This is a genomic window from Nocardia sp. NPDC004278, assembly GCF_053602975.1.
In genome coordinates this window covers 1-24,017 of record NZ_JBSGEQ010000015.1, presented here as the reverse complement: position 1 = coordinate 24,017, position 24,017 = coordinate 1, and the positions used below count along the sequence as shown (strand labels likewise).

The 24,017-nt window shown below is 66.2% G+C and carries 20 protein-coding genes; 10 read left to right on the top strand and 10 right to left on the bottom strand.

The window, feature by feature from the left end; all coding sequences use genetic code 11:
* Position 1: 1 nt before the first annotated feature.
* The 4 genes from ACWEO2_RS22920 to ACWEO2_RS22905 all read left to right on the top strand — a co-directional run bounded on the left by ACWEO2_RS22920 (position 2) and on the right by ACWEO2_RS22905 (position 3,769).
* Positions 2 to 934, top strand: a complete 933-nt coding sequence (locus ACWEO2_RS22920) for a diacylglycerol/lipid kinase family protein (protein WP_452407177.1) — start codon at positions 2 to 4, stop codon at positions 932 to 934.
* Positions 931 to 1,707 carry an SDR family NAD(P)-dependent oxidoreductase gene (locus ACWEO2_RS22915; RefSeq protein ID WP_452407176.1) on the top strand — a complete coding sequence of 259 codons (777 nt, stop codon included), beginning with the start codon at positions 931 to 933 and terminating at the stop codon, positions 1,705 to 1,707. The genes ACWEO2_RS22920 and ACWEO2_RS22915 overlap by 4 nt, the downstream gene beginning before the upstream one ends.
* Before the next feature lie 165 nt (positions 1,708 to 1,872).
* Positions 1,873 to 2,346, top strand: a complete 474-nt coding sequence (locus ACWEO2_RS22910) for an HAD-IIIC family phosphatase (protein ID WP_452407175.1) — start codon at positions 1,873 to 1,875, stop codon at positions 2,344 to 2,346.
* 226 nt (positions 2,347 to 2,572) lie between these two features.
* Positions 2,573 to 3,769, top strand: a complete 1,197-nt coding sequence (locus ACWEO2_RS22905; protein WP_452407314.1) for an MFS transporter — start codon at positions 2,573 to 2,575, stop codon at positions 3,767 to 3,769.
* A gap of 39 nt (positions 3,770 to 3,808) precedes the next feature.
* On the opposite strand, the gene ACWEO2_RS22900 is transcribed toward ACWEO2_RS22905, so the two are convergent.
* Positions 3,809 to 3,961: an alpha/beta fold hydrolase gene (locus ACWEO2_RS22900; RefSeq protein WP_452407174.1), complete on the bottom strand. Its 153-nt coding sequence runs from the start codon at positions 3,959 to 3,961 to the stop codon at positions 3,809 to 3,811.
* Positions 3,962 to 4,027: 66 nt separating this feature from the next.
* Here ACWEO2_RS22900 and ilvD point away from each other — a divergent pair, with 66 nt between their 5' ends.
* Positions 4,028 to 5,734: a dihydroxy-acid dehydratase gene (ilvD, locus tag ACWEO2_RS22895; protein WP_354959282.1), complete on the top strand. Its 1,707-nt coding sequence runs from the start codon at positions 4,028 to 4,030 to the stop codon at positions 5,732 to 5,734.
* Positions 5,735 to 5,853: 119 nt separating this feature from the next.
* Here ilvD and ACWEO2_RS22890 read toward each other — a convergent pair whose 3' ends face one another.
* Positions 5,854 to 6,738, bottom strand: a complete 885-nt coding sequence (locus ACWEO2_RS22890) for a sigma-70 family RNA polymerase sigma factor (protein WP_452407173.1) — start codon at positions 6,736 to 6,738, stop codon at positions 5,854 to 5,856.
* Positions 6,739 to 6,839: 101 nt separating this feature from the next.
* Here ACWEO2_RS22890 and ACWEO2_RS22885 point away from each other — a divergent pair, with 101 nt between their 5' ends.
* Positions 6,840 to 7,187 carry a DoxX family protein gene (locus ACWEO2_RS22885; protein WP_452407172.1) on the top strand — a complete coding sequence of 116 codons (348 nt, stop codon included), beginning with the start codon at positions 6,840 to 6,842 and terminating at the stop codon, positions 7,185 to 7,187.
* A gap of 420 nt (positions 7,188 to 7,607) precedes the next feature.
* Here ACWEO2_RS22885 and ACWEO2_RS22880 read toward each other — a convergent pair whose 3' ends face one another.
* From ACWEO2_RS22880 to ACWEO2_RS22860, 5 genes are all read right to left on the bottom strand, one after another.
* Positions 7,608 to 9,203, bottom strand: a complete 1,596-nt coding sequence (locus ACWEO2_RS22880) for a GMC family oxidoreductase (protein ID WP_452407171.1) — start codon at positions 9,201 to 9,203, stop codon at positions 7,608 to 7,610.
* Between the two features lie 116 nt (positions 9,204 to 9,319).
* Complete coding sequence (locus ACWEO2_RS22875; protein WP_452407170.1) at positions 9,320 to 10,717, bottom strand: NtaA/DmoA family FMN-dependent monooxygenase; 1,398 nt, start codon at positions 10,715 to 10,717, stop codon at positions 9,320 to 9,322.
* Complete coding sequence (locus ACWEO2_RS22870; RefSeq protein ID WP_452407169.1) at positions 10,717 to 11,805, bottom strand: LLM class flavin-dependent oxidoreductase; 1,089 nt, start codon at positions 11,803 to 11,805, stop codon at positions 10,717 to 10,719. The genes ACWEO2_RS22875 and ACWEO2_RS22870 overlap by 1 nt, the downstream gene beginning before the upstream one ends.
* 163 nt (positions 11,806 to 11,968) lie before the next feature.
* Entirely contained in the window at positions 11,969 to 13,420 is a 1,452-nt protein-coding gene (locus ACWEO2_RS22865) for an MFS transporter (protein WP_452407168.1), read from the bottom strand.
* A 118-nt stretch (positions 13,421 to 13,538) separates the two neighbouring features.
* Positions 13,539 to 14,168, bottom strand: a complete 630-nt coding sequence (locus ACWEO2_RS22860) for a peptide deformylase (RefSeq protein WP_452407167.1) — start codon at positions 14,166 to 14,168, stop codon at positions 13,539 to 13,541.
* A gap of 167 nt (positions 14,169 to 14,335) precedes the next feature.
* On the opposite strand from ACWEO2_RS22860, the gene car reads away from it, so the two are divergent.
* On the top strand, positions 14,336 to 17,815 hold the full coding sequence (car, locus tag ACWEO2_RS22855) for a carboxylic acid reductase (RefSeq protein WP_452407313.1): 3,480 nt from the start codon (positions 14,336 to 14,338) through the stop codon (positions 17,813 to 17,815).
* An 18-nt stretch (positions 17,816 to 17,833) separates the two neighbouring features.
* Here car and ACWEO2_RS22850 read toward each other — a convergent pair whose 3' ends face one another.
* From ACWEO2_RS22850 to ACWEO2_RS22840, 3 genes are read right to left on the bottom strand one after another with little or no spacing between them, the layout of a single operon-like run.
* Positions 17,834 to 18,457 carry a TetR/AcrR family transcriptional regulator gene (locus tag ACWEO2_RS22850; RefSeq protein WP_452407166.1) on the bottom strand — a complete coding sequence of 208 codons (624 nt, stop codon included), beginning with the start codon at positions 18,455 to 18,457 and terminating at the stop codon, positions 17,834 to 17,836.
* Between the two features lie 13 nt (positions 18,458 to 18,470).
* Positions 18,471 to 19,367: an SDR family oxidoreductase gene (locus ACWEO2_RS22845; RefSeq protein WP_452407165.1), complete on the bottom strand. Its 897-nt coding sequence runs from the start codon at positions 19,365 to 19,367 to the stop codon at positions 18,471 to 18,473.
* A complete protein-coding gene (locus ACWEO2_RS22840) occupies positions 19,364 to 20,848 on the bottom strand; it encodes a flavin-containing monooxygenase (RefSeq protein ID WP_452407164.1) in 1,485 nt (494 codons plus the stop codon). The genes ACWEO2_RS22845 and ACWEO2_RS22840 overlap by 4 nt, the downstream gene beginning before the upstream one ends.
* A 255-nt stretch (positions 20,849 to 21,103) precedes the next feature.
* Here ACWEO2_RS22840 and ACWEO2_RS22835 point away from each other — a divergent pair, with 255 nt between their 5' ends.
* The 3 genes from ACWEO2_RS22835 to ACWEO2_RS22825 form a co-directional block, all read left to right on the top strand.
* Positions 21,104 to 22,588 carry a phosphatase PAP2 family protein gene (locus ACWEO2_RS22835; protein ID WP_452407163.1) on the top strand — a complete coding sequence of 495 codons (1,485 nt, stop codon included), beginning with the start codon at positions 21,104 to 21,106 and terminating at the stop codon, positions 22,586 to 22,588.
* Between the two features lie 239 nt (positions 22,589 to 22,827).
* Complete coding sequence (locus ACWEO2_RS22830; RefSeq protein WP_452407162.1) at positions 22,828 to 23,391, top strand: hemerythrin domain-containing protein; 564 nt, start codon at positions 22,828 to 22,830, stop codon at positions 23,389 to 23,391.
* A 101-nt stretch (positions 23,392 to 23,492) separates the two neighbouring features.
* Positions 23,493 to 24,017: MmyB family transcriptional regulator (locus ACWEO2_RS22825; RefSeq protein WP_452407161.1), on the top strand; the 525-nt coding region annotated here is incomplete at its 3' end.

Here is a 24,017-nt window from a genome sequence, read left to right as displayed (position 1 = left end):
AATGCTCGTCGTCCTGAATCCACAGTCCAATGCCGGGACCGCCCTACAGCGGTGGCGTCCGGTCGAACATGCCTTGCGTGAACGGGATACCGACCTCACCGTCGAAATGCCCGGCGACGCAGCGCAAGCCGCGAAGGTGGTGCGCGCGAGTTTCGAGTCGGAAGCACCCGATGTCATTGTGGCGGCGGGCGGCGACGGCATGGTCAACCTGGTCCTCAACGCGATGATGGATCCCGAGACGGACCGACCGCGGCGCGCAGCGGCGAATACTGCGCTGGGTGCGGTCGGCCTCGGCAGCTCCAATGACTTCCATAAACCGGGGCGAACCAGGATCGCCGATATCCCCGTCCGGCTCGGTCCGGCCGAGCTCGTCGACGTGGGCAAGGCGACCATGCTGCTGCCCGACGGCACCCGCGCGGTCCGCTACTTCCTGCTCAATGCGAGTATGGGACTCGTTGCGGCGGGCAATCATTCGTTCAACCACGCCCGCGGCCTGATCGGGTGGCTGAAGTCACGCAATGTCGAGGCGGCCATTGTCGCCACCGCGCTGAGCAATATCGCCACCCATAGGCCGCTGGCCATCCAGGTGCGCGGCTCGGACTGGGTGCACACCGCGCCGATCACCAATGTCGGCGTGCTCAAGAGCGTGCACTTCGCCGGCGGCATGTACTACGACACCCCGGTCACTCGCGCCGACGGCCGTTTCGATATCAATATCTGGGAAGCCACTGGCCGCGCCCGGATTCTCGGTCTGATCGCCGGTCTCTACCGCGGCAAGTTCGCGGGCTCCGCACTGGCCACCTGCCACCGCGACACATCGGTGGAACTGCGCCCCGCCGCGCCGGCACCGCTCGAACTCGATGGCGAGATCACAATCGTCGAATCGGCGCGTCTCGAGGTATTGCCGCAGGTGCTGAAGGTGTGTGCGCTATGACCGTCGTCCTGGTGACCGGTGCCGCCAACGGTATGGGTGCGGCGACCATGGAATATCTTGCGCGCGTTGGCTATACGGTCGAAGGCAGCGACAGGATCGCGCGGGAGGGCGTGCGCGCGGTCGATGTCCGCGATACCGAGGCGGTGCGCGGGTGGGTGAAGGCCGTGCACGCACGGCACGGGCGGATCGATGCCGTGGTCACCTTCGCCGCCTACGGCATTGTCGGCTCGGTGGAGGAGACCGATCCGGACGAGGCCGCCGCGCTGATCGACACCAATGTGATCGGCACGCACCGCGTACTGCGCGAGGTGCTGCCCATCATGCGGGCGCAGGGCAGCGGCCGGGTGATCGTGGTGAGTTCCGGTGCGGGTGCGATCGCCGAACCCTACGGCGGCTGGTACTCGGCCACCAAGGCAGCCATCGAACGTCTGGGTGAGGCGATGCGGATGGAGACCGCCGCATTCGGCATCCGTGTTTCGGTGTTGGCACCGGGATGGACGGTCACCCCGATCATCGATTCCGCTGTGCGCGTTGCCGATCCGATCGAGGCGTACACACCCGATCGGATCTCGGTGCTGGCGCGGGTCACCGGCTATCTCCGGGCCGGACAGTCCGCCGAGGCGGTAGCCAGAAAGGTGCGGACGATCCTGGAAGCGGATGAACCGCGCCAGACCTACCTGTGCGGCAGCGATGTTCGGCTGTCGTTCTGGACCCGGCGATTCACCCCCGCGCGCGTCTACGAACGCCTCGTCCGCCGCTATTACGGCTTTTGACAAGAGCATTTGCGGGCGGTAACGGTAGTATCACGTCGGCCGGACGGGCTCCCAAGAAAGCGGGGGCTTGCCCGGCACCTGCCGTTCGCTGGATGGTGTGCTGGTACCCCATCCGCCGATGACACGGCAGGGGAGGCAGCGATGACCAACCGATAGGGGCAGGCGATGGCACCGGCTCTGAGATGTCTTGTCTGGGAACTGGACAACACCCTCTGGGATGGTGTCGTGTGCGACGCGACCAGCGGCGCACCACGGCCCGCTGCCCTACGCACCCTGCATATGCTCAGCGAACGCGGCATCTGGCACGCCGTCGCCAGCCGCAGCGACCGCGATCTCACGCTGAACAAGCTGTACCGGCACGGGCTCTATGACATGTTCTCGGTCATCGAGATCGGCTGGGGCCGCAAGTCGTCATCGGTGGTCCGCATCGCGCAGACGCTCGGGCTGACGCTGGACACCATCGGCTTCATCGATGCCGAACCGGTGGAACGCGCGGAGGTCGCCCGGAAGCACCCGCACGTGCGCTGCTACGCCGCCCGCAATGCCGATGTACTGCCAGCCCTGCCCGACTTCCGCCCGGTGCTGCGCCCGGGGCCATCGGCCACGCCACCGATGGGATTCGCGAGCATCACGGGGTAGGCACTGTCGTGAGCGGGGGCATCGGCGCCAGGTCGTGCGGAGGCGCGTTTCGTCGCAACTGGGTGCTGCCCGACGTGGTTCGGGCGACGCCGGTGAGCGAGCGTGGCGACGGCACGCAGCCGACGCCGGTCTCGAGTAGTTCACCTGTTCGCCCGCATGTACTGCCGCACCCGCGGATCGTCGTTATTCTCTGACCGTGTCGGCGGTCGTGCCCGGGCCAACGGCGATGACCCCCTGGCGGTTCGTCGTCGGATTCGGCGTGGTCAGCCTGCTCGCCGATATCGTCTATGAGGGCGCTCGCGCGGTCACCGGACCATATCTGGCCTCGTTGGGCGCCAGTGCCGTGCTCGTCGGCGTCATCACCGGCGCAGGTGAGGCCTTCGCGCTCGCCGGTCGACTGGTGAGCGGACCCCTGACCGACCGAACCCGCGCCTACTGGCCCCTGGCGGTCGGCGGCTACACCCTTACTGTCACCGCGGTGCCATTGCTCGGCTTCGCGACCGGACTGTGGTCGGCCGGGGTGCTCGTGATCGCCGAGCGGGCGGGTAAAGCGGTGCGCAGTCCGGCCAAGGATGTGCTGCTGTCCCATGCGGCGGGCGCGGTCGGGCGCGGGCGCGGCTTCGCCGTACACGAGGCCTTGGACCAGATCGGCGCGCTGGTCGGGCCACTCGTCGTCGCGGGCATTCTCGTATTGTCGGCGGGCGACTACCGGCCGGCCTTCTTCGTCTTGGCGATACCCGGCGTGGCGGTGCTGGTGGTGTTGGGGAGACTGCTGGTCCGGGTGCCGAATCCGGCCGTCTATGAACCGACTCGCTATGCGCCGACCGCAGGCGCCGGTGCCCCAACCAGATTGCCGACGGCGTATTGGAGCTATCTGGCTTTCGCTGCCGCGACGACCACCGGCTTCGCCGGTTTCGGTCTGCTCGCCTTCCACTTGGCCACCCATGCGATCGTCCCGTTGGCGGTCGTTCCCGTCGTCTATGCCGCGGCGATGGTCGTCGATGCCCTCGCCGCCCTGCTCACCGGCTGGTGCTACGACCGCACCGGTGCCCGAATCCTGCTCGCGGTGCCGATCCTGTCGGCGTTGATCCCACCGCTGGCGTTCCAGGACCAGCCGATCCCCGCCGTCGTCGGCGCACTGTTGTGGGGCGCGGTCCTGGGCGTCCAGGAATCCACCCTGCGCGCGACCGTTGCCGACCTCGTCCCGGTGCAACGGCGTGGCACTGCCTACGGGATCTTCGCCGCCGGTTCGGGCCTTGCCGCCTTCGCCGGATCCGCGCTGCTCGGCCTGCTGTACTCCCGATCCCTGACGGCCGTGGTCAGCATCACCGCCGCCATCCAACTCGTGGCCCTACTCATCTTCGTCACCTACCACCTTCGCCTGCGAGCGCCGAATCGACCTCGACCGCAGGGAAATCCGTAAGTGGATAGCCGAGATGGATCGGCGTGGCCGACCGAGTTGCTACCGCAGTGCGGGCAGGAATGCCTCGATGTGGGCGAAGGTGGCCTCCGGTTGCTCCAGGTGGGGCAGATGGCCTGCCGCGCGGATGATCGCGAAGCGGGCACTGCCGAACGGGCCACCCTGCTGAATCTGCTTCAGCGAATCGGTACACACCGATAATCGGCGCGGTGATCGGCGTGGTCGGCAGCGCTCTACGATCCGGGCGGGAATGATGTGGCCATGGCCAATGATCCGAACGTTCCCGATATCAAACCCCGCAGCCGCGACGTCACCGATGGTCTGGAGAAGACGGCCGCGCGTGGCATGCTGCGGGCCGTCGGCATGGACGACGGAGACTGGGGCAAATCCCAGATCGGGGTGGCTTCATCCTGGAACGAGATCACGCCGTGCAACCTGTCGCTGGATCGGCTCGCCAAGGCCTGCAAGGAGGGCGTATTCGCGGGCGGCGGATATCCCATGGAATTCGGCACCATTTCGGTCTCCGACGGCATCTCCATGGGCCATGAGGGCATGCATTTCTCGCTGGTCTCGCGGGAGGTGATCGCCGACAGTGTCGAGACGGTCATGCAGGCCGAGCGGCTCGACGGTTCCGTACTGCTGGCCGGATGCGATAAATCGCTGCCCGGCATGCTGATGGCGGCGGCGCGACTGAATCTGGCGAGCGTATTCCTGTACGCGGGCTCCATCCTGCCCGGTATCGCGAAACTCTCCGATGGCAGTGAGCGTGAGGTGACGATCATCGACGCGTTCGAGGCCGTCGGCGCATGCTCGCGAGGTTTGATGAGCCGCGAGGATGTGGACGCCATCGAACGGGCCATCTGCCCGGGCGAGGGTGCGTGCGGTGGGATGTACACCGCCAACACCATGGCCAGCGCGGCCGAAGCCTTGGGCATGTCGTTGCCGGGCAGTGCGGCGCCGCCTGCGACCGATCGGCGACGCGACGGCTATGCGCGGCGCAGTGGTGAGGCGGTGGTGGAGTTGCTGCGGCGCGGGATCACCACCGCCGACATTCTCACCAAGGAGGCCTTCGAGAATGCGATCGCCGTCGTCATGGCATTCGGCGGCTCCACCAATGCGGTACTGCACCTGCTCGCGATCGCACACGAGGCGAAGGTGGATCTGACACTGGACGATTTCGCCCGTGTCGGTCGCCGGGTGCCCCATCTCGCCGATGTGAAACCCTTTGGGCGACATGTGATGACGGATATCGACCGGATCGGCGGCGTGCCGGTGATGATGAAGGCGCTGCTCGATGCGGGCCTGCTGCACGGCGACTGCCTGACCGTGACCGGCCGGACGGTAGCCGAGAACCTCGCCGATATCGCCCCGCCCGACCCCGACGGAAAAGTGGTGCGGGCCATGACATCCCCGATCCACCCGACCGGCGGCATCACCATCCTCGCCGGATCGCTGGCACCCGGCGGCGCCGTGGTCAAATCCGCAGGCTTCGACTCCGACGTATTCACCGGCACCGCACGGGTTTTCGACGGTGAGCGCGCGGCCATGGACGCATTGGAGGACGGCACGATCACCGCGGGCGATGTGGTGGTCATCCGCTACGAGGGTCCCAAAGGTGGTCCCGGAATGCGGGAAATGCTCGCGATCACCGCGGCCATCAAGGGCGCGGGACTGGGCAAGGACGTGCTGCTGCTCACCGATGGGCGATTCTCCGGCGGTACCACCGGACTGTGCGTCGGACACGTCGCCCCCGAAGCGGTCGACGGCGGTCCGATCGCCTTCGTCCAGGACGGCGACCAAATCCGCCTCGACGTCGCCGCGGGCACCCTCGACCTGTTGATCGACCCCGCGGAACTCGCCCGCCGCGGCGAGGGCTGGAAACCCTTGCCGCCCCGCTATACCCGCGGCGTGCTCGCCAAGTATTCGAAGCTGGTCGGCTCGGCCTCATTCGGCGCCGTCTGCGACTGACGGCTGGTCCGGCGGGATCGGCTTCGGCGTGCGGGCGAAGGCTCGGCAGAACGTTCCTTCGCCGACATCGATCCTGATCCCGCCGATCCTCGCACCCGCGCTGCATTGCGCCTGACGGGTCAGGCGAATTCGGGCAGCACGGCCAGGTCGAGGTCGCGCAACCGGAACGGATCGGCGATCACCTCGTAGCCCGCGATCCGGTTGTGCTCGACCGTAACGGCAAGGGCGAGCAGCAGTTTGCCGCGCGGGGCGACAATGATGCCGACCGCACCGTTGACGAGCGCGAGCGTGGCGACCTGGGAGCGGCGGCGCAGGATGACGGTCTCGCGGGCCACCTCCTGCGCGCCACGGACGACCAGCGCCATACCCGAAGGCAGTGCGGCGGGATCGGCCGTGCGCACCACGTCGGGAGCCAGCACCGCAAGCAGCGCATCGAGATCACCGCTGCGGGCGGCGGCGAGGAAAGCATCGACGACGTGCCGCTGCTCGGCGAGTTCCGCGGTGGATGCGGTGGCATCGCTGTGGGCTCGGGCGCGGGCCCGGCTGGCGAGCTTCTTGGTGGTTGCCGTTGTGCGGCCCAGGATGGGGGCGATCTGGTCGAACGGCACCGCGAACATATCGTGTAGCACGAACGCGACCCGCTCGTCGGGCCCGAGCGTATCCAAGACCACCAGCAGCGCTCGTCCGACCGAATCGATCAGTACCGCTTCGCTTTCCGGATCACGGTCATAGGCGGAATCGCCGAGATCGGCGATCCGATCGATCGGATCCTCGCGCCGGGCGGCCCGCGAGCGCAGCATATCGAGGCAGATCCGGGAGACCACCGTCGTCAGCCAGCCCGCGAAATTCTCGACCTCGCCGGTATCGGAGCGGGCCAGCCGCAGCCACGCCTCCTGCACCGCGTCATCGGCTTCGCTGGCCGACCCCAACATCCGGTACGCGACCCCGCGCAGGTGATCCCGGTGCGTCTCGAATCGTCGCGCCAATAAGTCCTGTGCGTGCATCGGTCACCTTTCGTACTCGGCATCCGTCAAGTGGATAGGGCGATCGGGTGCCGCACCACGATCGCAGACTCACAGAACCGAGACACCCGGAGGGTATTCCCATGTCAGTCGCGTATGTCGCCGTCACCATCCTCGCCGCGGTCGCCGCCCTGTTCGCCGCGGGCTTCGATATTGTCAAGGCGGATAAGGTGCGCGAGACCATGCGGGGCTATGGCCTCCCGCACTGGGCACTCAACCCCTTGGCGGCGCTGAAAGCGCTCGGCGCCTTCGGCCTGCTGATCGGCCTGGCCATCCCACCGCTGGCCCTGGCCGCCGCCATCTGCCTCGTGCTGTACTTCCTCGGCGCGGAAATCACCATCCTCCGCGCGAAGTGGTACCCCCACCTCATCTATCCGTTGCCGTACCTGATCCTGGCCGCGGCGTCGCTCGCACTCTTCACCTTCGCCTGAGGCGCAGCGCGATCGGCCGAGTACGCCGTGGAATGCGTGAGCAGTGTCCGCCCGGGCCGCGGCATCCACCTATGCTGTGGCATCCGCCCATGCTGGGCGTCGGGCCATGCGCGTGTGCAGCCTCGGCCGATGCGACGTCGCCGCGTGGATGTGCGGCAACCGCCTCGAGCGAGCGAAGCAATCGAGGCGGATCGGTTGGTACCGAGTCCGATTGGTGTCTGCCCAATGACGCTCGCCGCTTCAACGCAGTCGGTGCCACGCAGCACCCAATGCGTACTTGCGCACGATGCGATGGTGCGCTGCATGCCATTTTGGACCCGTTATCCGTCAGCGAGTCCGCGAGTCGATGCTCGAGCCGAATGTCGGTGTCCAACGCCGAGTACCGCTGGACACCGAGCGCATCCGACTCCGACGAGCCAGCTAGCCCAGGATGAAATCGGCCGCCTGCTCACCGATGAAAACGCTCGGCGCATGCGTATGTCCGCGAATCAGCAGTGGCATGACCGATGCATCGGCGACGCGAAGTCCTTGCACTCCACGCACTTCCAGTCGTGATGTGACGACACTGCTCGCGTCGGAACCCATCCGGCAGGTGCCGACCGGGTGATAGAGGGTGTGCGAGAAGCCGTTCAGTGTCAGTTCCATGGCGGCTTCCATCTCCGCGGGCGCCTGCGGCGGATAGATCAGCGGACCGAGTACCGCCTTCATGGCCGGTGCGGCGGCGATTTCGGCACAGACTCGCAGACCCGACATGATCGCGGCCCGGTCCGCGCCGCCGCTATCGGACAGATAACGCGGGTCGATGATCGGTTTGGCGGTCGGATCGGTGGACGCCAATGAGATGCGACCCCGGCTGTGCGGGCGCAGCAGCACCGTCGCCAGCACCACGCCGTGCTCGGTCGGATCGACCAGGCCCTCGTAGAAGAACGGCGCTGGCGCGAAAATCAGCTCCAGATCCGGCAATTCGAGATCGGAGCGGCTGCGGACGAACCCGTAGGCCTCACCGACATTGGAGGTGAGCATGCCGCGGTGCCGGATGAAATAGTCGAGGAGCTGAAGCGGTTTTTCCGCGGTGAACAGCGAATCGGATTCGACACCGTAGCCGAGCGCCGCGACCAGGTGGTCCTGCAGATTGGCGCCCACCTCGGGCGCATGGTGCACCAGCGGAATGTGGTGGCGCGCAAGTTCGTCCGCATCGCCGATACCGGAGAGCATGAGCAGCTGCGGGCTATTGATCGCACCACCGCAGAGCACCACTTCGCGCCGGGCTGCCACCGTATGGGTGCTGCCGCCCTGGCGGTACTCCACCCCTGTCGCGTGCGGCGTGCCGGTGGGCGAGGTCTCGAAGATGACCCGGGACGCGAGTGCCTCGGTATGCACAATGAGGTTCGGGCGGCGCATGGCGGGCTTCAGGTACCCGTCGGCGGTGCTCCAGCGCCTGCCGCCGTGCTGGGTCACCATGGTTTCGCTGAACCCCTCCGGCTGCGGCCGGTTCGGCGGTTCCACCTCGAACCCGGACTCCTTGACCGCGGCCAGGTAGGCCGCGGTAAGTGCGCGCGGACTGCGCTGCCGGGAAATATGCAGCGGTCCGTTCGCGCCCTCATCCGGGTATTGGGCGTCCTCGACGCTCTCGATCTTGCGGAACTGCTCGACCGCCGCCGCGAACCCCCACTCGTCCCCGGCGAGCAGCGCCCACTCGTCATAGTCGGCGCGGAATCCGCGCACCCACATCATCGCGTTCATCGACGACGAGCCGCCGAACATTTTGCCGCGCGGCCAGTAGATCTGCCGATTCTTCAGCTCGGGCTGCGGTTCGGTGAGGTAGTCCCAGTCCACCTCCGAGCGGAACAGTTTCGCGAACGCCGCCGGAATGTGGGCGAATTTGTTCTTATCCTGCGGCCCCGCCTCCAGCACCACCACCGTGACATTCGGGTCGGCGCTGAGCCGATTGGCCAGGACCGCACCCGCGGACCCGGAGCCGACGATCACATAGTCCGCGGTAGCACCTGATTGCACTGTCCTACTCCGATCTGCGCTGCGTATGGCAAACATACGAGCAAGACGCGGTGCGAGGTTCGGTTTCGGTGACAAACCGGTCGTCTTTCCCGGATCGGATCGGGTGGTTGTGGCGGTCAGCGCCTGGTCAGCGGCGGGCGGAGTCCGAGGTGTTCGCGCAGGGTAGTTCCGGTGTACTCGGTGCGATATGCGCCGCGCTCCTGCAGTTCCGGAATCAGCCAGTCGACGATCTCATCGAGTCCGGTGGGGACCAGATATGGCGAAATATTGAACCCATGCGTCGCGCCGTGGCGCACCCAGCGGGTCAGCTCATCGGCGACCCGGCCGGGAGTGCCCGCGAAGCCGGATCGCTGCGAGGTCTCGATGGCGACCTGGCGCAGCGACAGATTCTTGGCCTCGGCCAGTGCTCGCCACTCCCGCGCGATCGCCACCGGGTCCTGGCCGTCGCGCTGGGCGCCGCGTTCACCGGAAATCGCCCGGAGCCGTGGATCGTCCGCGGGCAGCGGGCCATCCGGATCGAGGTCGGACAGATCGCGACCCCACACCTGGCCGACCAGCGAAAGCGCGGTCTGACCGGTGAATTGCGCCTCCAGCACCCAGCGCGCCTTCTCCTCGACCTCGGATTCCTTCTCGGCCAGCACGATCTGGGTTCCGGGCAGGATCTTGATGTCATCGGCCGGGCGACCCGCACGCACCAGACGCTCGCGAATATCGTTCGCGAAGGCCAGTGCGGCATCGAAATGCGTGCCGTGCCTGGAGAAGATGACATCCGCACTGGCCGCCGCGAAATCGCGGCCCGCGGGTGAATCACCGGCCTGGAAGATCACGGGGTGGCCTTGGGCGCTGCGCGGCAGGGTTGGGGTGATGGAGATCTGGAAGTGGTCGTTATCGCGGGTCACCGTGCGCACCGAATCCGATGCGGCCCAGTGGGTGTCATGGCGTGCGGTCGCGATCGCATTATCGGCCCAGGCATCCCAGATCTCGCGGGCCGTCCGGACGAATTCGCCCGCACGCTCATAGCGCTGCGCGTGATCGAGGAAGCCGCCGCGCCGGAAATTCGCACCGGTCCAGGCATTGTCGGTGGTGACGGCGTTCCAGCCCGCTCGGCCGCCGGACAGCAGATCCAGTCCGGCGAGTCGGCGCGCGAGGTCGGCGGGTTCGTTATAGGTGGTGTTCTGGGTGGCGACCAGACCGATATGCCGGGTGATCCCGGCCAGCGCCGCCAGCTGGGCGATGGCATCGGGACGGCCCGCGATATCGGTATCGAGCAGCTGACCGTGCTGCTCGCGCAGGCGCAGACCCTCGCCGAGGAAGAACGCGTCGAAGAGTCCGCGCTCGGCGGTGCCGATGATGCGCCGGAATGTCTCGAAGTCGATCTGGGAACCGCTGCTCGGATCCGACCAGATGGTGGAATGGTTGACGCCCTGGAAGAAAACACCGAAGTGAATCTGTGCGTCGGGGAACGGAACCTCACGCCCAGCCGCCGCCCGACTGTCGCCCGAGACTGTACTCATCAGTGCTGATCCTTCGCGTATCGATTGATCGGCCGTGCCAGGCCGAGATTGGCGCGCAGGGTCGAACCCGGCACCGGGCGGTGGAGCACACCTGATCGGAACAGTGCGGGCAGGACGTGGCGCGCCAGCGCCGGGAGGTCCTCGTCGATAACGGCCGGATGCAGGCGTACGCCGTCGACGTGGTGTGCGAGTTCGGTAATGAGGCGGACGAGGTCGGTGGGCGAGCCCGAGAACGTCAGGCGCTCTGTGGGATTCGCGGACGCGTACTCGTCCAGATCGGCGATGCGTTGAGCCGCCGTCGCATGCGGGATGTCCAGGGCGACCTCGAGTTCGGCGAATACGAGTGCGCCGGTGGCTCGCGCGCGGTCGGCGGCGGCCAGGGTCTGTGCGAGATCGCGTCCCGCGACCAGGATGACTTCGGCCGCGCCGGATTCGGTTGTGTCATCGGCGAAGACAACCACCTGACCCTGCGGCGGCCGTGGCACGATTGCCGGCCCCCGCACCGAGAAGGTCTCGCCGGTGAAGTCGATGTAGTGCAACTTATCTCGATCTAGGAAGCGGCTCGCCGCGTAGTCGCGCACGACGGCGTCGTCCTCCCACGAGTCCCACAGTCGGCGCGCGACCTCGATCGAATCCCGTTGTTCGCGTGCGAGTTCCACTTCGGTGGTGCGCGCGGGCCGACCCCAGGTGGTGGCGGCCGCCGGGTCGGCAATGGTGGTCGCGATCCAGCCGCCGCGCCCGCGCGAGGCATAGTCCAGCGTGGCCAGCTGCGCGGAGGTGTGGAACGGTTCCGCGTAGGTGGTCGCCACGGTCGCCACCAGTCCGATGGTGCTGGTGGTCGCCGCGACGAACGATGCCCGCGTCACCCCGTCGATGCGCACCGGGGGATGGTCCACGGGCGGCAGGATCGAATCGTCGAACGTCGCGAGCGTAAAGCCGGCATTCTCGGCCGCGCTGACGCGTTTGCGCAGCGCATCGCCGGTAAGGAAGGCATCGGGTGGATGCGCGGCCCGCCGCCACGCGGCGGGGTGATATCCCTCGCCATCCAATTCGATGCCCACCGCGAAGACGTTTCCGCTCCTGCTCATAGGTATGACGATCGTCAAACTTGCCCGGCGCCGCCAGCATTAGCGTCGCGCTGATCCGAATCGGCCCGACTTCGGATCGCGGTGACGCGAACCATGTCGCGTGGTAAATAGCGCGATCCCGGGTTCGCCGTCCGAATGGCGAACCCGGGATCAGCTATTGCGACTACCGCGCCGCGCGAGCGGACAGCGCCGCAGCCACCAGCACCGTGACACCTTCCGCGATCGCCGTCCCGCCCAAGGCATGTGCCGCCGAGAGCATCGTGGTTCCTGCGAGTCCCAGGAACACCGACCCGAAGCAGGCGATGCCCACCACAATGCCGAGTTGCACGCTGGTGACCAGAATGCCGCTGGCATCGGCCGCGAGGGCCATGGGAATCCTGGCCAGGGTGCGGGTCATCAGCGGGCTGAAGGCCAGGCCGTTGCCGATGCCCTGGATGCCGAAGACGACCAGCGCCAGCGGGCCGAAATCGGCGCCGTTGCGCAGCATCATGCCGAGCACCACCATGGTGACCGCGGCGAGTACCAGGCCGAACGGAATCATGCTGGCGTGGAAGCGATGTGGGATGCGCTCCCAGTTCAGACTGGCCAGTGCGAAGGTCGCGCCCATCGGGATGAACAGCAGGCCCGCGTGCAATGCGGTGTAGCCGAGGGTGCTCTGCAGGTGGATCGCCATGACGAACATCCAGCCGCCGAAGGTGGCCATGATCGTGAACAGCGTGCCAGCGGTCAGTGTCAGTCCCGGCGACTTCAGCACGCGCTGGGCGAAGAGCGGTTCACCGTCGCGAGCCGCGACCGCCCGCTCGATCAGCACGAACAATCCGATACCGATCACACTGGCGCCCAGGGCGATCCATGTCCACAGCGGCCAGTCCTGCTCATGTCCCAATACCAAGGGCAGCACGAGCAGCAGCACCGATACGGTGAGCATCGTCAGGCCGGCCAGATCCAGCTTGCGATCGAATCGCGCTGTGGCCGAGGGCAGAACCCGCGGGGCGATCAGCAGGAGCACCGCGCCGATCGGCACATTGACCAGGAATACGCCACGCCAGCTGCTCCCGAAAAGGTCGGCATTGACGATCAGTCCACCCGCCACCTGGCCGACGACCATGCCGCCGGAGATGATCGCGGAGTACGCGCTGAGCGCCTTGGCCCGCGCATTGCCGGTGAAGTTGCGCTGGATCATGGTCATGATCTGCGGAATCATCGCGGCCGCACCCGCACCCTGGACGAACCGGAATACGATGAGCGACAACTCATTCCACGCCAGCCCGCACGCCAGCGAGGCAACGGTGAACACCGCGAGCCCGGTGATGAAGGCGCGACGCTGGGTGAACCGATCACCCAATCGCGCACCCGTGACGAGCAGTACGGCATAGGCGATCACATAACCGGCGACGATCAACTGCAATGCAGATCCGCTGGTATGCAACGAGATACGAATAGAAGGTATGGCGACATTGACGATCGACGCGTCGAGCACCGCCATGAACTGTCCGGTGAGCAATACCGCAAGCACCGCGATGGTTCGCCGCGCACCGAACGCGGCAGGCTGAACCGCCGGACCCGCAGCGGCCGATGTGGCCGCAGCGGTATTCGGCTGCAAGGTCTGGGTCATGTTCTAGAGCTTGCAGCCGATCCGACACCAGTAACAGGAGTCCAGTAACACTGGTACTGGCAACACCCGGATACCGAACGATCGCTCGGTCCCATCGCAGTATGCACGTGCGCGACGGTCAGGGGAACTCGAAGCCCAGAGCGGCGGCCGCGGTTGCGGGAGTCGGCTGGGACCAGCGATCAGCGAGGGCATCGGCGCTGGTGAGGGAGCGGGTGATGGCGTGGTCGATATAGAGGGTGCCATTGAGGTGGTCGGTCTCGTGTTGCACGATGCGTGCGGGCCAGCCGGACACCTCTTCATCCAGCTCGCGGCCGTATTCGTCCTGGCCGCGCAGGCGCACGCCGGCGTGGCGCGCGACCACGGCCTGCCAACCCGGGATGCTGAGGCAGCCTTCGAAGAATGCGGCCCGGATATCGCCGATCGGTTCATAGGTCGGATTGACCAGAACCCGGAACGGCAGTGGGATCCGGGCGCGGACCGCGCGCACCTCGTCGGTCACCTCGGCCGGATCTTCCAGCACGGCCAGTCGCAGCGGTATCCCGACCTGCGGCGCGGCGAGCCCCACACCCGGCGCGGCGTGCATCGTCTCCCGCATCGCGAGCACCAATCGGCCGAGCTGCGCGTCGCTCAGCTGCCCGTCGTAGCGGGCGGCAGGGGTGCGAAGGACGGGGTCGCCCGCGGTAACAATGGGCAGTGGACGTGGGCCGTCGAGCAGGCCCTCGACCAGATCGGGGAGGGGGATCATCATGGTCTCAGGATCGCAAGTCGGCAGGTGGCGGCATGATCCGGCCGGAATTACTGCCCAATTCGGCCGGACCCGGAATATTTAGGCAAGCTAACTTATTAATAAATGTAGGCGCCTTTCTATGTGTACGGAACAACCGACGGTTGGCAACCCGCCGAAGGAGGCTGGCCATGATGACAGATACCCAGATGGAGCGGCTGATCGGCCGCATCACCGACCTGTATGCCACCTATCCGCAGATCCGCGACGCGCGACCGGACCCGCAGCTCTTCGCCGCGATTCGAGAACCGGGACTCAGCCCAGCCCAGATCGCGGAGATGGTGATGACGGGCTATGCGGATCGCCCAGCGCTCGGGCATCGTGTCAGCGAACCGACCACTGACGATGCGGGCCGCCGCACCCTGCGGCTGCGGCCCGAATTCGAGACCATCACCTACGGGGAGCTGTGGGCGCGAGTCGCCGCGATCGCCGCGGACTGGCAGCACGACGCCGAAAACCCGCTGCGCGCTGGTGATTTCGTCGCGACCCTCGGTTTCACCAGCAGCGACTACATTTCCCTCGACCTGGCATGTCTATACCTCGGCGCGGTCGCCGTGCCGCTGCAGGCGAGCGCATCGCCCGCGCAGTTGTCGGCGATCCTGGCGGAGACCGCACCGCGCATCCTCGCCGCGACCCCCGAAAACCTCGATGCCGCGATCGAATGCGTATTGGCCGGACCGACGCCGGAACGTTTGGTCGTCTTCGACTACCACCCCGAGGACGACGATCAGCGCGACGCATTCGAATCGGCCCGGTACCGGCTCGCGAACACACCGATAGTGGTGGAGTCGCTGGATTCGGTACTCGAACGCGGTCGCGCTCTGCCACCCGCGCCGCTGTTCGTTCCCGACGACGACGCGCTCACCCTGCTGATCTACACCTCCGGCAGTACCGGAACCCCCAAGGGAGCCATGTACACCGCCGGGCTGGTGACCGCGATGTGGTTGGCCCAGGCCGAGGTGGCCGCGATCAACCTGAACTACATGCCCATGAGCCATGTCGCCGGGCGCATGGCGCTGTACGGAGTGCTGGCCCGCGGCGGCACCGCGTATTTCACGGCCAAGAGTGATATCTCGACGTTGTTCGAGGATATCGGCCTGGTGCGCCCGACCGAGCTGTTCTTCGTACCTCGCATCTGCGATATGGTCTTTCAGCGCTATCAGAGTGAAATCGCGCGGCGCTCCGAACCGGGTATCGACCGTGCCGAACTCGACCGTGTGGTGAAGGCCGAACTGCGCGAAGACTTTCTGGGCGGCCGGTTCATCACCGCGATCGTCGGCAGCGCACCGCTGGCCCCGGAGATGAAGACCTTCATCGAATCGGTCATCGATATTGAGCTGCACGACGGCTACGGCTCGACCGAAGCGGGCGGCAGCATCATGATCGATAACCTGATCTGCCGTCCACCGGTCCTCGACTACAAGCTGGTCGATGTGCCGGAGCTGGGGTATTTCGGCACCGACCAGCCGCATCCGCGCGGCGAACTGCTATTGAAGACCACGACCATGATTCCGGGCTACTACAAGCGGCCCGAGGTGACCGCGGAGATCTTCGATGCGGACGGCTTCTACCGGACCGGTGACATCGTGGCCGAACTCGGGCCCGATCAGCTGGTCTACGTGGATCGCCGCAACAATGTGCTGAAGCTGTCCCAGGGTGAATTCGTCGCAGTCGCGCATCTGGAGGCCGTATATGCCAGCAGTCCGCTGCTCGAGCAGATCTTCATCTACGGCAACAGCGAGCGCGCCTATCTGCTCGCGGTGATCGTGCCGACCGAAGAGGTGCTGCGCAGCGCCGATCCGAAAGCGGCACTGAGCGATTCGCTGCAACGTATCGCCAAGGACGCCGGTTTACATTCCTATGAGATCCCACGCGACTTCCTGATCGAGACCGAACCGTTCACCGCCGACAACGGTCTGCTCTCCGGTATCGGCAAACTATTGCGCCCCAAGCTGATCGAGCGCTACGGCGACCGGTTGCAGCAGCTGTATGCCGAACTGGCCGAGGGACAGGCGGACGAACTGCGCGTGCTGCGCCGCGAAGCCGCCGAACTACCGGTGCTGGAGACCGTGAGCCGCGCCGCACGGGCGCTACTCGGTTGTGCCACCACCGATCTGCGACCGGATGCGCATTTCACCGATCTCGGCGGCGATTCCCTTTCCGCACTGTCGTTTTCGAATCTGCTCCGCGATATCTTCGATGTCGAGGTGCCGGTCGGCGTCATCGTCAGCCCGGCCAACGGGCTGCGCGAATTGGCCGACTACGTCGAATCGGCACAGGGCTCCGGCGCGATCCGGCCCACCTTTGCCTCGGTACATGCCCGGCCAGATCTCGCGCGTGCCGATGAACTGACGCTCGACAAATTCATCGATGCGCAATCACTCTCCGCCGCAACGACTCTCCCGCATACGACCGCGACCCGGACCGTTCTGCTGACCGGTGCCAATGGCTACCTGGGCCGCTTTCTGTGTCTGGAATGGCTGGAACGACTGGATAAGACCGGCGGCACCCTGATCTGCGTCATCCGCGGCAAAGATGCGGCCGCCGCCCGCGCCCGGCTCGACGCCGCCTTCGACACCGGTGACCCGGAACTGATCCGGCACTACCAGGAGCTGGCCGCCCGCCGCTTGGAGGTGCTGCCCGGCGATATCGGCGAGCCGAATCTCGGCTTGGACGATGCGACCTGGCATCGGCTGGCCGATACCGTCGATCTGGTCGTGCACCCCGCCGCACTGGTCAATCACGTCCTGCCCTATAACCAGCTATTCGGCCCCAATGTCGTTGGTACCGCGGAAATTATCCGCTTGGCCATCACCACGCGGATCAAGCCGGTGACCTATCTGTCCACCGTGGCCGTCGCCGACCAGATCCAGCCGTCGGCCTTCGAGGAGGACGGCGATATCCGTCGAATCAGCCCCACGCGTGCCGTCGACGACAGCTACGCCAATGGTTACGGCAACAGCAAATGGGCGGGCGAGGTGCTGCTGCGGGAAGCGCACGATCGGTGCGGACTACCCGTTGCGGTCTTCCGATCCGATATGATCCTGGCCCACAGCCGATTCAACGGCCAGCTCAATATCCCGGATATGTTCACCCGGCTGCTGCTCAGTCTGGTCGCCACCGGCATCGCCCCGTACTCCTTCTACGAGACCGACGCCGACGGCAAACGGCAACGCGCACACTACGATGGCTTGCCCGCTGACTTCACCGCCGAGGCGATCACCGCCCTTGGTGCGGAGGCGCGCAATGGTTTTCGAACCTTCGACGTGCTCAACCCGCACGATGACGGCATCTCCCTGGACGAATTCGTGGACTGGTTGGTCGAATCCGGCCACCCCATCCAGCGGATCGACGACTACCAGAAGTGGTTCAGCCGGTTCGAAACCGCCCTGCGCGCCCTGCCCGAGAAGCAGCGCCAGGCATCAGTGCTACCGCTGCTGCACGCCTACCGCCGTCCGGCTCGGCCCATCCACGGCTCCGCCATCCCGGCGAAGGGTTTCACCGCCGCGGTCCAAGCCGCGAATATCGGGCCCGAGCACGATATTCCGCACCTGACACCCGCGCTCATCGAAAAGTACGTCAGCGATCTTCGGCTGCGCGGTCTGCTCTGAGTCCGCTCGAACCGGGACTCAGCCGAGCTCGAGGATGGTAACCGTGAGGCGGGTGGCGTAATCGACCACCGCGTCGCGGTCGGACTCGATATCGCCGTCGAGCCAGTCGAGGAATAGCGCGAGCAGCGCACCGGATATCGCGCTGACCGGCCGGGGGATCCGGCCCGAAGCGGTGGCAAATCGCGCGGCCTGCTCCGGTGCGAGTTGGGTGACGACGAGTGTGACGAAGGTCGGAAGCGCATCGGCGCCGTGGGCGCGCAAGGTGTCATGCGCCAGGGTTTCCCGGAACATGATCCGTCCGCGGCGCGGGTCGTCCTGGAAGTACCGTGCCGCAGCGTCGAAAGCCGCTCGGGCGCGGGCGGTTTCGTCGGCGGGGGCATCGCGCAGCCGGGTCGTGACGGCATCGAGCAGTCCGTGCGCCGTCTGGTCGTAGACCTCGACGAGCAGGGCTTCGCGATCGGGGAAGTTCTCGTAGAAGTAGCGCAGGCTCAACCCCGCCTCGCGGCAGACGGCCCGCATGGTGGTCGCCGCCGCGCCCTCGCCGCCGAGCAGCGCGTATCCGGCCCGCACGAGCTGTTGGCGGCGTTCGGCGGACCGGCTTGCCATGGTGCTGCCGCGCCAGGTGCTGGCTGACGAACTCACGGATCCGATCATGTCATGTGCGCGCTGACGCATTCGGCGGGCGCGCGCCCGCGCGTTGTTCCAGCTTCCGGAGCAGGTCCTGGAGCTGTTCATCGGTGCTGAGGTACTGATCCATCAGCACATTGATCGCGCCACGCAGCAGGGAATACGGCACCCATACGCGGGGTGCGATGGTACGCGGGGCGCGATGGGCGATGCCATCGGCGACGGCCAGCGCGGCGTCGGCGGCGCTGATGCGCTGATCGAGCGGCCAGGGCAGCATGGCGTCGGCGGCGCGGCCGAAATCGTCGTCGTCGAGGGTGTGGTGGGTCATGGCCGTGTCGACGATGCCGAAATAGGCGACGCCGGCGCTGGCGCCGGAGGCGGCCAGCTCGACCCGCAGTGCGCGACCGAGCTGTTCGACACCGGCCTTGCTGATCATGTACGGGGAACCGCCCATACCCGGTGCGAATGCGGCACAGGAGGACACCACCACGACATGTCCGCTGGTGGCGACGATATCGTCGAGCGCGGGGCGGACGGTATTGAAGACACCGGTCAGGTTGACACCGATGACGCGGTCGAAGTCGGCCGGGTCCATGGTCCGCAGTGTGGCGGGCGTGGGGGCGATGCCGGCGTTCGCGACCACTAGATCTATGCGGCCGAAGCGTTCACGAACCGTTGCGATGGCCGCGACCATACCGTCCCGGTCGGCGACATCGGCGCGCAGCGCGAACGCTCGGGACCCCAGTCGCGTTGCGGCAGTGCGGACTTCGGTCTCGTCGAGATCGAGCATGGCGACGGTCGCGCCGCGCCGATGCAGGATGCGGGCCAGTTCGCCGCCGATGCCGCGCCCGGCGCCGGTAATGACGGCGACCTTGTCGCTCACGTCGAAGTGGGTGTCGGTGGGCAGGAGTCGAAAGAGGTTCATGATGCCTCGGTGAGATAGGCGTCGGCGTCGAACCGCATCGTGCGGCGAGCGTATTCGAAACTCCAGTTCGGATACAGCCCGGCATTGTGGTTGCCGTCGGCGGTTTGGTAATAGCTGCGGCAACCGCCGGTGACCCATACCGTGTCCCGGCTGCGCTGTTCCATCTCCTCGACGAAAGCCCGCTGTGCCTGTGGTCGCACCTCGATGCGGCGAAGACCGTTGTCTCGCATACGCTTTACCGCATCAACGATGTAACGGATCTGCGCCTCGATCATGAAGATGGCGGATTGATTTCCGGCCGCGCCGAACGGGCCGAGGGTGGTGAAGAAGTTCGGAAACCCGGTTACGGAGGTGCCGAGATAGCTTTGCGGGCGTTGCCGATACAGCTGTGCGAGGGTGCGCCCGGCGGTGTCGTGGATGGCCTCGAATATCCGCGGTGGGACACCGAATCCGGTGCCCCAGATGATCGTATCCACCTCGTGTTCGGCGCCGTCGCGGGTGATGATCGATCGCGCCCGCACTTCCGCGATGCCGGAGGTCTCCACGTCGACATTCGGCTGCGTCAGAGCCGGATAGTAGGCATCAGAGAAGATCGCGCGTTTACAGCCGATCATATAGTCGGGTGTCAGCTTTCGGCGCAGTCGCGGATCGGGAACCTGTCGACGCAGCTGCAACCGGCCCAGCGCCTCGAAGGGGTGCCGGAACCGCTTGTCCACGAACCCGACCAGCCCGAATCCCTCGATGCCGGTGAAATAGGCGGCGCGAATCGTCTTGCCCAGCAATGGCATCCGCCGCAGTAGTGTGCGCTCGACGGCGGTCGTCGCCCAATCCATGCGCGGCACGATCCACGGCGCCGAACGCTGGAATACCGTCAGCCGACTCACCACCGGCTGTATCTCCGGAATGAATTGCACCGCAGATGCACCGGTGCCGATCACCGCGACCCGCTCACCGGTCAAATCGTGGTCGTGATCCCAGTGCAGGGAATGGAATTGGGTGCCGGTGAAATTCGCAATGCCGGGCAGACCGGGGATCTGCGCCTCGCTGAACGGCCCGATCGCCGAGACGAGCACATCGGCGGTATACGAACTCTGCCCCGTGTGGATACGCCACAGTCCGGCGGTCTCGTCCCACCTCGCGTCGAGTACTTCGCTGTTGTATCGAATATGCTGCGGCACATCGAACTTCTGGGCGACGCCGCGCAGATATTCGAGGATTTCCGGCTGCGTGCCGTAGCGTCGGGACCAACTCGGATTCGGTGCGAATGAATACGAATACAGCATCGAGGGCACATCGCACGCGCACCCCGGATAGGTATTGGCGCTCCAGGTGCCCCCGAGATCGGTCCCGCGCTCGAGAATGACGAAGTCACGGAATCCGGCCTCGCGCAGTTTGACGGCCAATCCGATACCCGCGAATCCGGCGCCGATGATCACGATCGGCACATGGTCGTCCTGCGGTCGCGTTGTCGGCTGCTCCATCTGTACTCCTCGCGGCGGACCGGTCCCGCACACCTGAGGCTAGCGCGCTCTGGCACTCATGGGAATCGGTCGATTCCAGTGGAATCAGATGATTCCTATAACATCTTCGGGTGTCAAGGGGCGCGGTGGTGTCTCCATCGCTCAATCCTGTCGACGTGCATTGGGGTCGATCGCGCAATGTGCGGCGCACCTGCGATCTGTAGTGATGGCTTTCGGCGTGGTGGCCGACTCAGCGGGTGCCGATAGCCTGGGAGCATGGGGCAGCGGACACCGAACGCGCCGCGACGGAAGCTCGCGGGACGGGCGGACGCGTGGCTGGTGGCGCGCAGTGCACGGGTGCGGCCGACGCCCGCGGATCAGTTTCTGCGGACCCTGAGCACGAGTGCCAACTACAACCGGCTGTGGTTGGTGGTGGCAGCGGTGCTGGCGCTGGTCGGGGGTCGCGAACCGCGACGGGCGGCCGTGCGTGGGCTCGTGTCGGTTGCGCTGGCCAGTTCGGCGGCGAATGGTGTTGCGAAACCGCTGCTTCCTCGGCGCAGGCCGCCCGATGAGTCGGTGCCGTTCGTACGGCGGCTGGTGACACCGCCGGTGTCCTCCTCGTTCCCCTCCGGGCATGCCGCATCCGCCGCGGCCTTCGCGACGGGTGTCGCCCTCGAATCTCCGACATTGGCGGTCGCTATCGCGCCGATAGCGGCGGCCGTCGGCTATTCACGCGTGCACATCGGCGTGCATTGGCCTTCGGATGTGCTCGCCGGGGCGGCATTGGGCAGTGCGATAGCCTTTGGCACCCGCCGGTGGTGGGCGCGGCGCGAGGATATGCCCGCCGAACTCGGGCCGGATCTTCGAATCGCCCCGGTATCCAACGGTTGCGGCCTCCTGCTGGTGACCAATACCCGGTCCGGCGGTGGCACCGAACCTGAACAACTACGGTTACTTCGCGAAAGTCTGCCTGCCGCACAGATTTTGGATGTGGCCGACGATTTCGCCGCACAACTCGACGACCGAGCCGGTCGTGATGTCGTGGCACTCGGCGTATTCGGCGGCGACGGAACGGTATCGGCCGTCGCGGCGGCAGCGATCGAACACCGGCTGCCGCTTGCGGTATTCGCGGCCGGTACCCTCAATCACTTTGCCCGCGATACGGGCGTGGAGCGGCTGGAACACACCCTGACCGCATTGACATCGGGTGAAGTGGTCCAGACCGATACGGCTCAGGTGCGCTCGGACGGACTCGCGCCCCGCACCTTCGTCAACACCGCAAGTCTCGGCGGCTATCCGGACTTCGTCCGGACCAGGGAACGCTGGCAATCGCGCCTCGGCAAATGGCCCGCCGCGGGAATCGCCATGGTGCGCGCCCTGTTTCGGGCCCAACCGCTGCGGGTGGCCATCGATGGTGTCGATACCGGCATCTGGATGCTGTTCGTCGGCAACGGCCACTACCGGCCCGCCGATCAGATCCCGATGGCGCGCCCCGCGCTGCACCATGGCGCCCTCGACGTGCGGTACCTGCGCGCGGACGTGCCGTTCTCGCGAACCCGCCTGATCTGGGCCACGCTCACCGGGACCCTGGACCGCTCCGCGACCTACGTCCACCGTCGATCCGAACGGCTGACCGTGCACGTCGATAGCGGCCCGGTCGCCTTGGCCGCCGACGGCGAGGTCGATGACCGCGGCACGGACTTCACCTTCACCAGCCGACCCGCGACATTGACCTTGTTCCGTCCCGCCGATGCCCACTGACCGAGTTGCGCTCGCGGCAGCCCTCGGCGATACCCCGGGATATCGGCGCAGGTCCCATATCGCTCCCATGACCATCATCCCGCCGACCTACCAGGGTGCGGCGAGCAAACGGCCTGCTACCGCATCTCGGGGTGGATAACCGGTCGGCCAGTTATTCGAACGGAACGTGGCGCGCTGGTCGGTCAACGGAGGAGTATATGAAATACACCGCCGCCGTCGGCGCAGAAACGAGGTGCACGATGGGAAACCTGGATGAGAATGCGATCGACCTGCTGACCGCCCAGCATGAGCAGATCCGGCACCTGCTCGACAAGCTGAAAGCGGGCCAGGACGACAAGGGGGAGCTGTTCACCGAGATGGTACGGCTGCTGGCGGTACACGAAACCGCCGAAGAGGAAGTCGTCCATGCGGTGGCGCGGCGCTCGGCATTCGGCGCCGATGAAATCATCAGGCCGAGACTCGTGGAGGAGAATGCGGTCAAGCATGCACTCGCCGAACTGTACGATCTCGGCGTCGACCATCCCGAATTCGATACGAAGCTAGCCGATTTCGCCGCTGCCTTCACCGCGCACGCCGCGAACGAGGAGACCGAGGAATTCCCCTTCCTACGCAAGCAGTTCTCGGTGAATCAGCTCGAACGCTGGGCAGGCATGCTGCGCGCCGCCGAAAAGGTCGCGCCCACCCGCCCGCATCCGCACGCGGGCGAGACCGGACTGGCGAACCTCGTGACGAGTCCACCATTGGCGGTATTCGACCGTGTCCGTGACGCCATCCGCGATTGGCGCCACACCAACGGTCACTGACGCGCAGCCGGGCCGAGGCGGCGAGGGCAGCGGCCCGCGCCGCCTGAAACTAGTACTGGCAGCACCTGGATACCGCTAGCAGATTCCGGGATCATCACAGGATGACCGATGTGGTGGATGTCCGCGCAGTACGCAAGGCACGCCGCGCCGAACTCGGCGCCTTCCTGAAGTCCCGCCGCGCGCGAATCACCCCCGAAGACGTCGGCCTACCCCCGGGACCACGCCGCCGCACCCCAGGCCTACGCCGCGAAGAGGTCGCGCAACTGGCCGGAATCGGAATAACTTGGTACACCTGGCTGGAACAGGGGCGCCAGATCAATGTCAGCGTGCAGGTTTTGAATGCGGTGGCGCGGACTTTGTCGTTGGATGCGGCGGAGAAGGCGCATCTGTATCGGTTGGCGGATGTGCCGACGGTGCCGACGGCGCATGCGGGAACTGCTCTGCCGGAAGAGCTTCAGGTGATTCTGGATCATCTGGAACCGCTTCCGGGTGTGGTGCTCAGTCCGCGTTATGACGTGCTGGCTCACAATAAGTCCTATGAGGCACTGTGCCCGGGTTTCGTGCGGGGTGAACGGAATGTGGCGCGTCGGGTGTTCCTGACTCCGGAGTGCTGCAATACCTATCAC

What these genes read in the sequence shown, in the direction of transcription:
- ACWEO2_RS22830 (WP_452407162.1), top strand. Translation starts at nt 22,828, where the DNA reads ATGGGAAACCTGGATGAGAATGCGATCGACCTGCTGACCGCCCAGCAT.
- ACWEO2_RS22920 (WP_452407177.1), top strand. Translation starts at nt 2, where the DNA reads ATGCTCGTCGTCCTGAATCCACAGTCCAATGCCGGGACCGCCCTACAG.
- ilvD (WP_354959282.1), top strand. Translation starts at nt 4,028, where the DNA reads ATGGCCAATGATCCGAACGTTCCCGATATCAAACCCCGCAGCCGCGAC.
- ACWEO2_RS22885 (WP_452407172.1), top strand. Translation starts at nt 6,840, where the DNA reads ATGTCAGTCGCGTATGTCGCCGTCACCATCCTCGCCGCGGTCGCCGCC.
- ACWEO2_RS22875 (WP_452407170.1), bottom strand. Translation starts at nt 10,717, where the DNA reads ATGAGTACAGTCTCGGGCGACAGTCGGGCGGCGGCTGGGCGTGAGGTT.
- ACWEO2_RS22890 (WP_452407173.1), bottom strand. Translation starts at nt 6,738, where the DNA reads ATGCACGCACAGGACTTATTGGCGCGACGATTCGAGACGCACCGGGAT.
- ACWEO2_RS22835 (WP_452407163.1), top strand. Translation starts at nt 21,104, where the DNA reads ATGGGGCAGCGGACACCGAACGCGCCGCGACGGAAGCTCGCGGGACGG.
- ACWEO2_RS22905 (WP_452407314.1), top strand. Translation starts at nt 2,573, where the DNA reads ATGACCCCCTGGCGGTTCGTCGTCGGATTCGGCGTGGTCAGCCTGCTC.
- ACWEO2_RS22860 (WP_452407167.1), bottom strand. Translation starts at nt 14,168, where the DNA reads ATGATGATCCCCCTCCCCGATCTGGTCGAGGGCCTGCTCGACGGCCCA.
- ACWEO2_RS22915 (WP_452407176.1), top strand. Translation starts at nt 931, where the DNA reads ATGACCGTCGTCCTGGTGACCGGTGCCGCCAACGGTATGGGTGCGGCG.
- ACWEO2_RS22840 (WP_452407164.1), bottom strand. Translation starts at nt 20,848, where the DNA reads ATGGAGCAGCCGACAACGCGACCGCAGGACGACCATGTGCCGATCGTG.
- ACWEO2_RS22865 (WP_452407168.1), bottom strand. Translation starts at nt 13,420, where the DNA reads ATGACCCAGACCTTGCAGCCGAATACCGCTGCGGCCACATCGGCCGCT.
- ACWEO2_RS22910 (WP_452407175.1), top strand. Translation starts at nt 1,873, where the DNA reads ATGGCACCGGCTCTGAGATGTCTTGTCTGGGAACTGGACAACACCCTC.
- ACWEO2_RS22845 (WP_452407165.1), bottom strand. Translation starts at nt 19,367, where the DNA reads ATGAACCTCTTTCGACTCCTGCCCACCGACACCCACTTCGACGTGAGC.
- car (WP_452407313.1), top strand. Translation starts at nt 14,336, where the DNA reads ATGATGACAGATACCCAGATGGAGCGGCTGATCGGCCGCATCACCGAC.
- ACWEO2_RS22870 (WP_452407169.1), bottom strand. Translation starts at nt 11,805, where the DNA reads ATGAGCAGGAGCGGAAACGTCTTCGCGGTGGGCATCGAATTGGATGGC.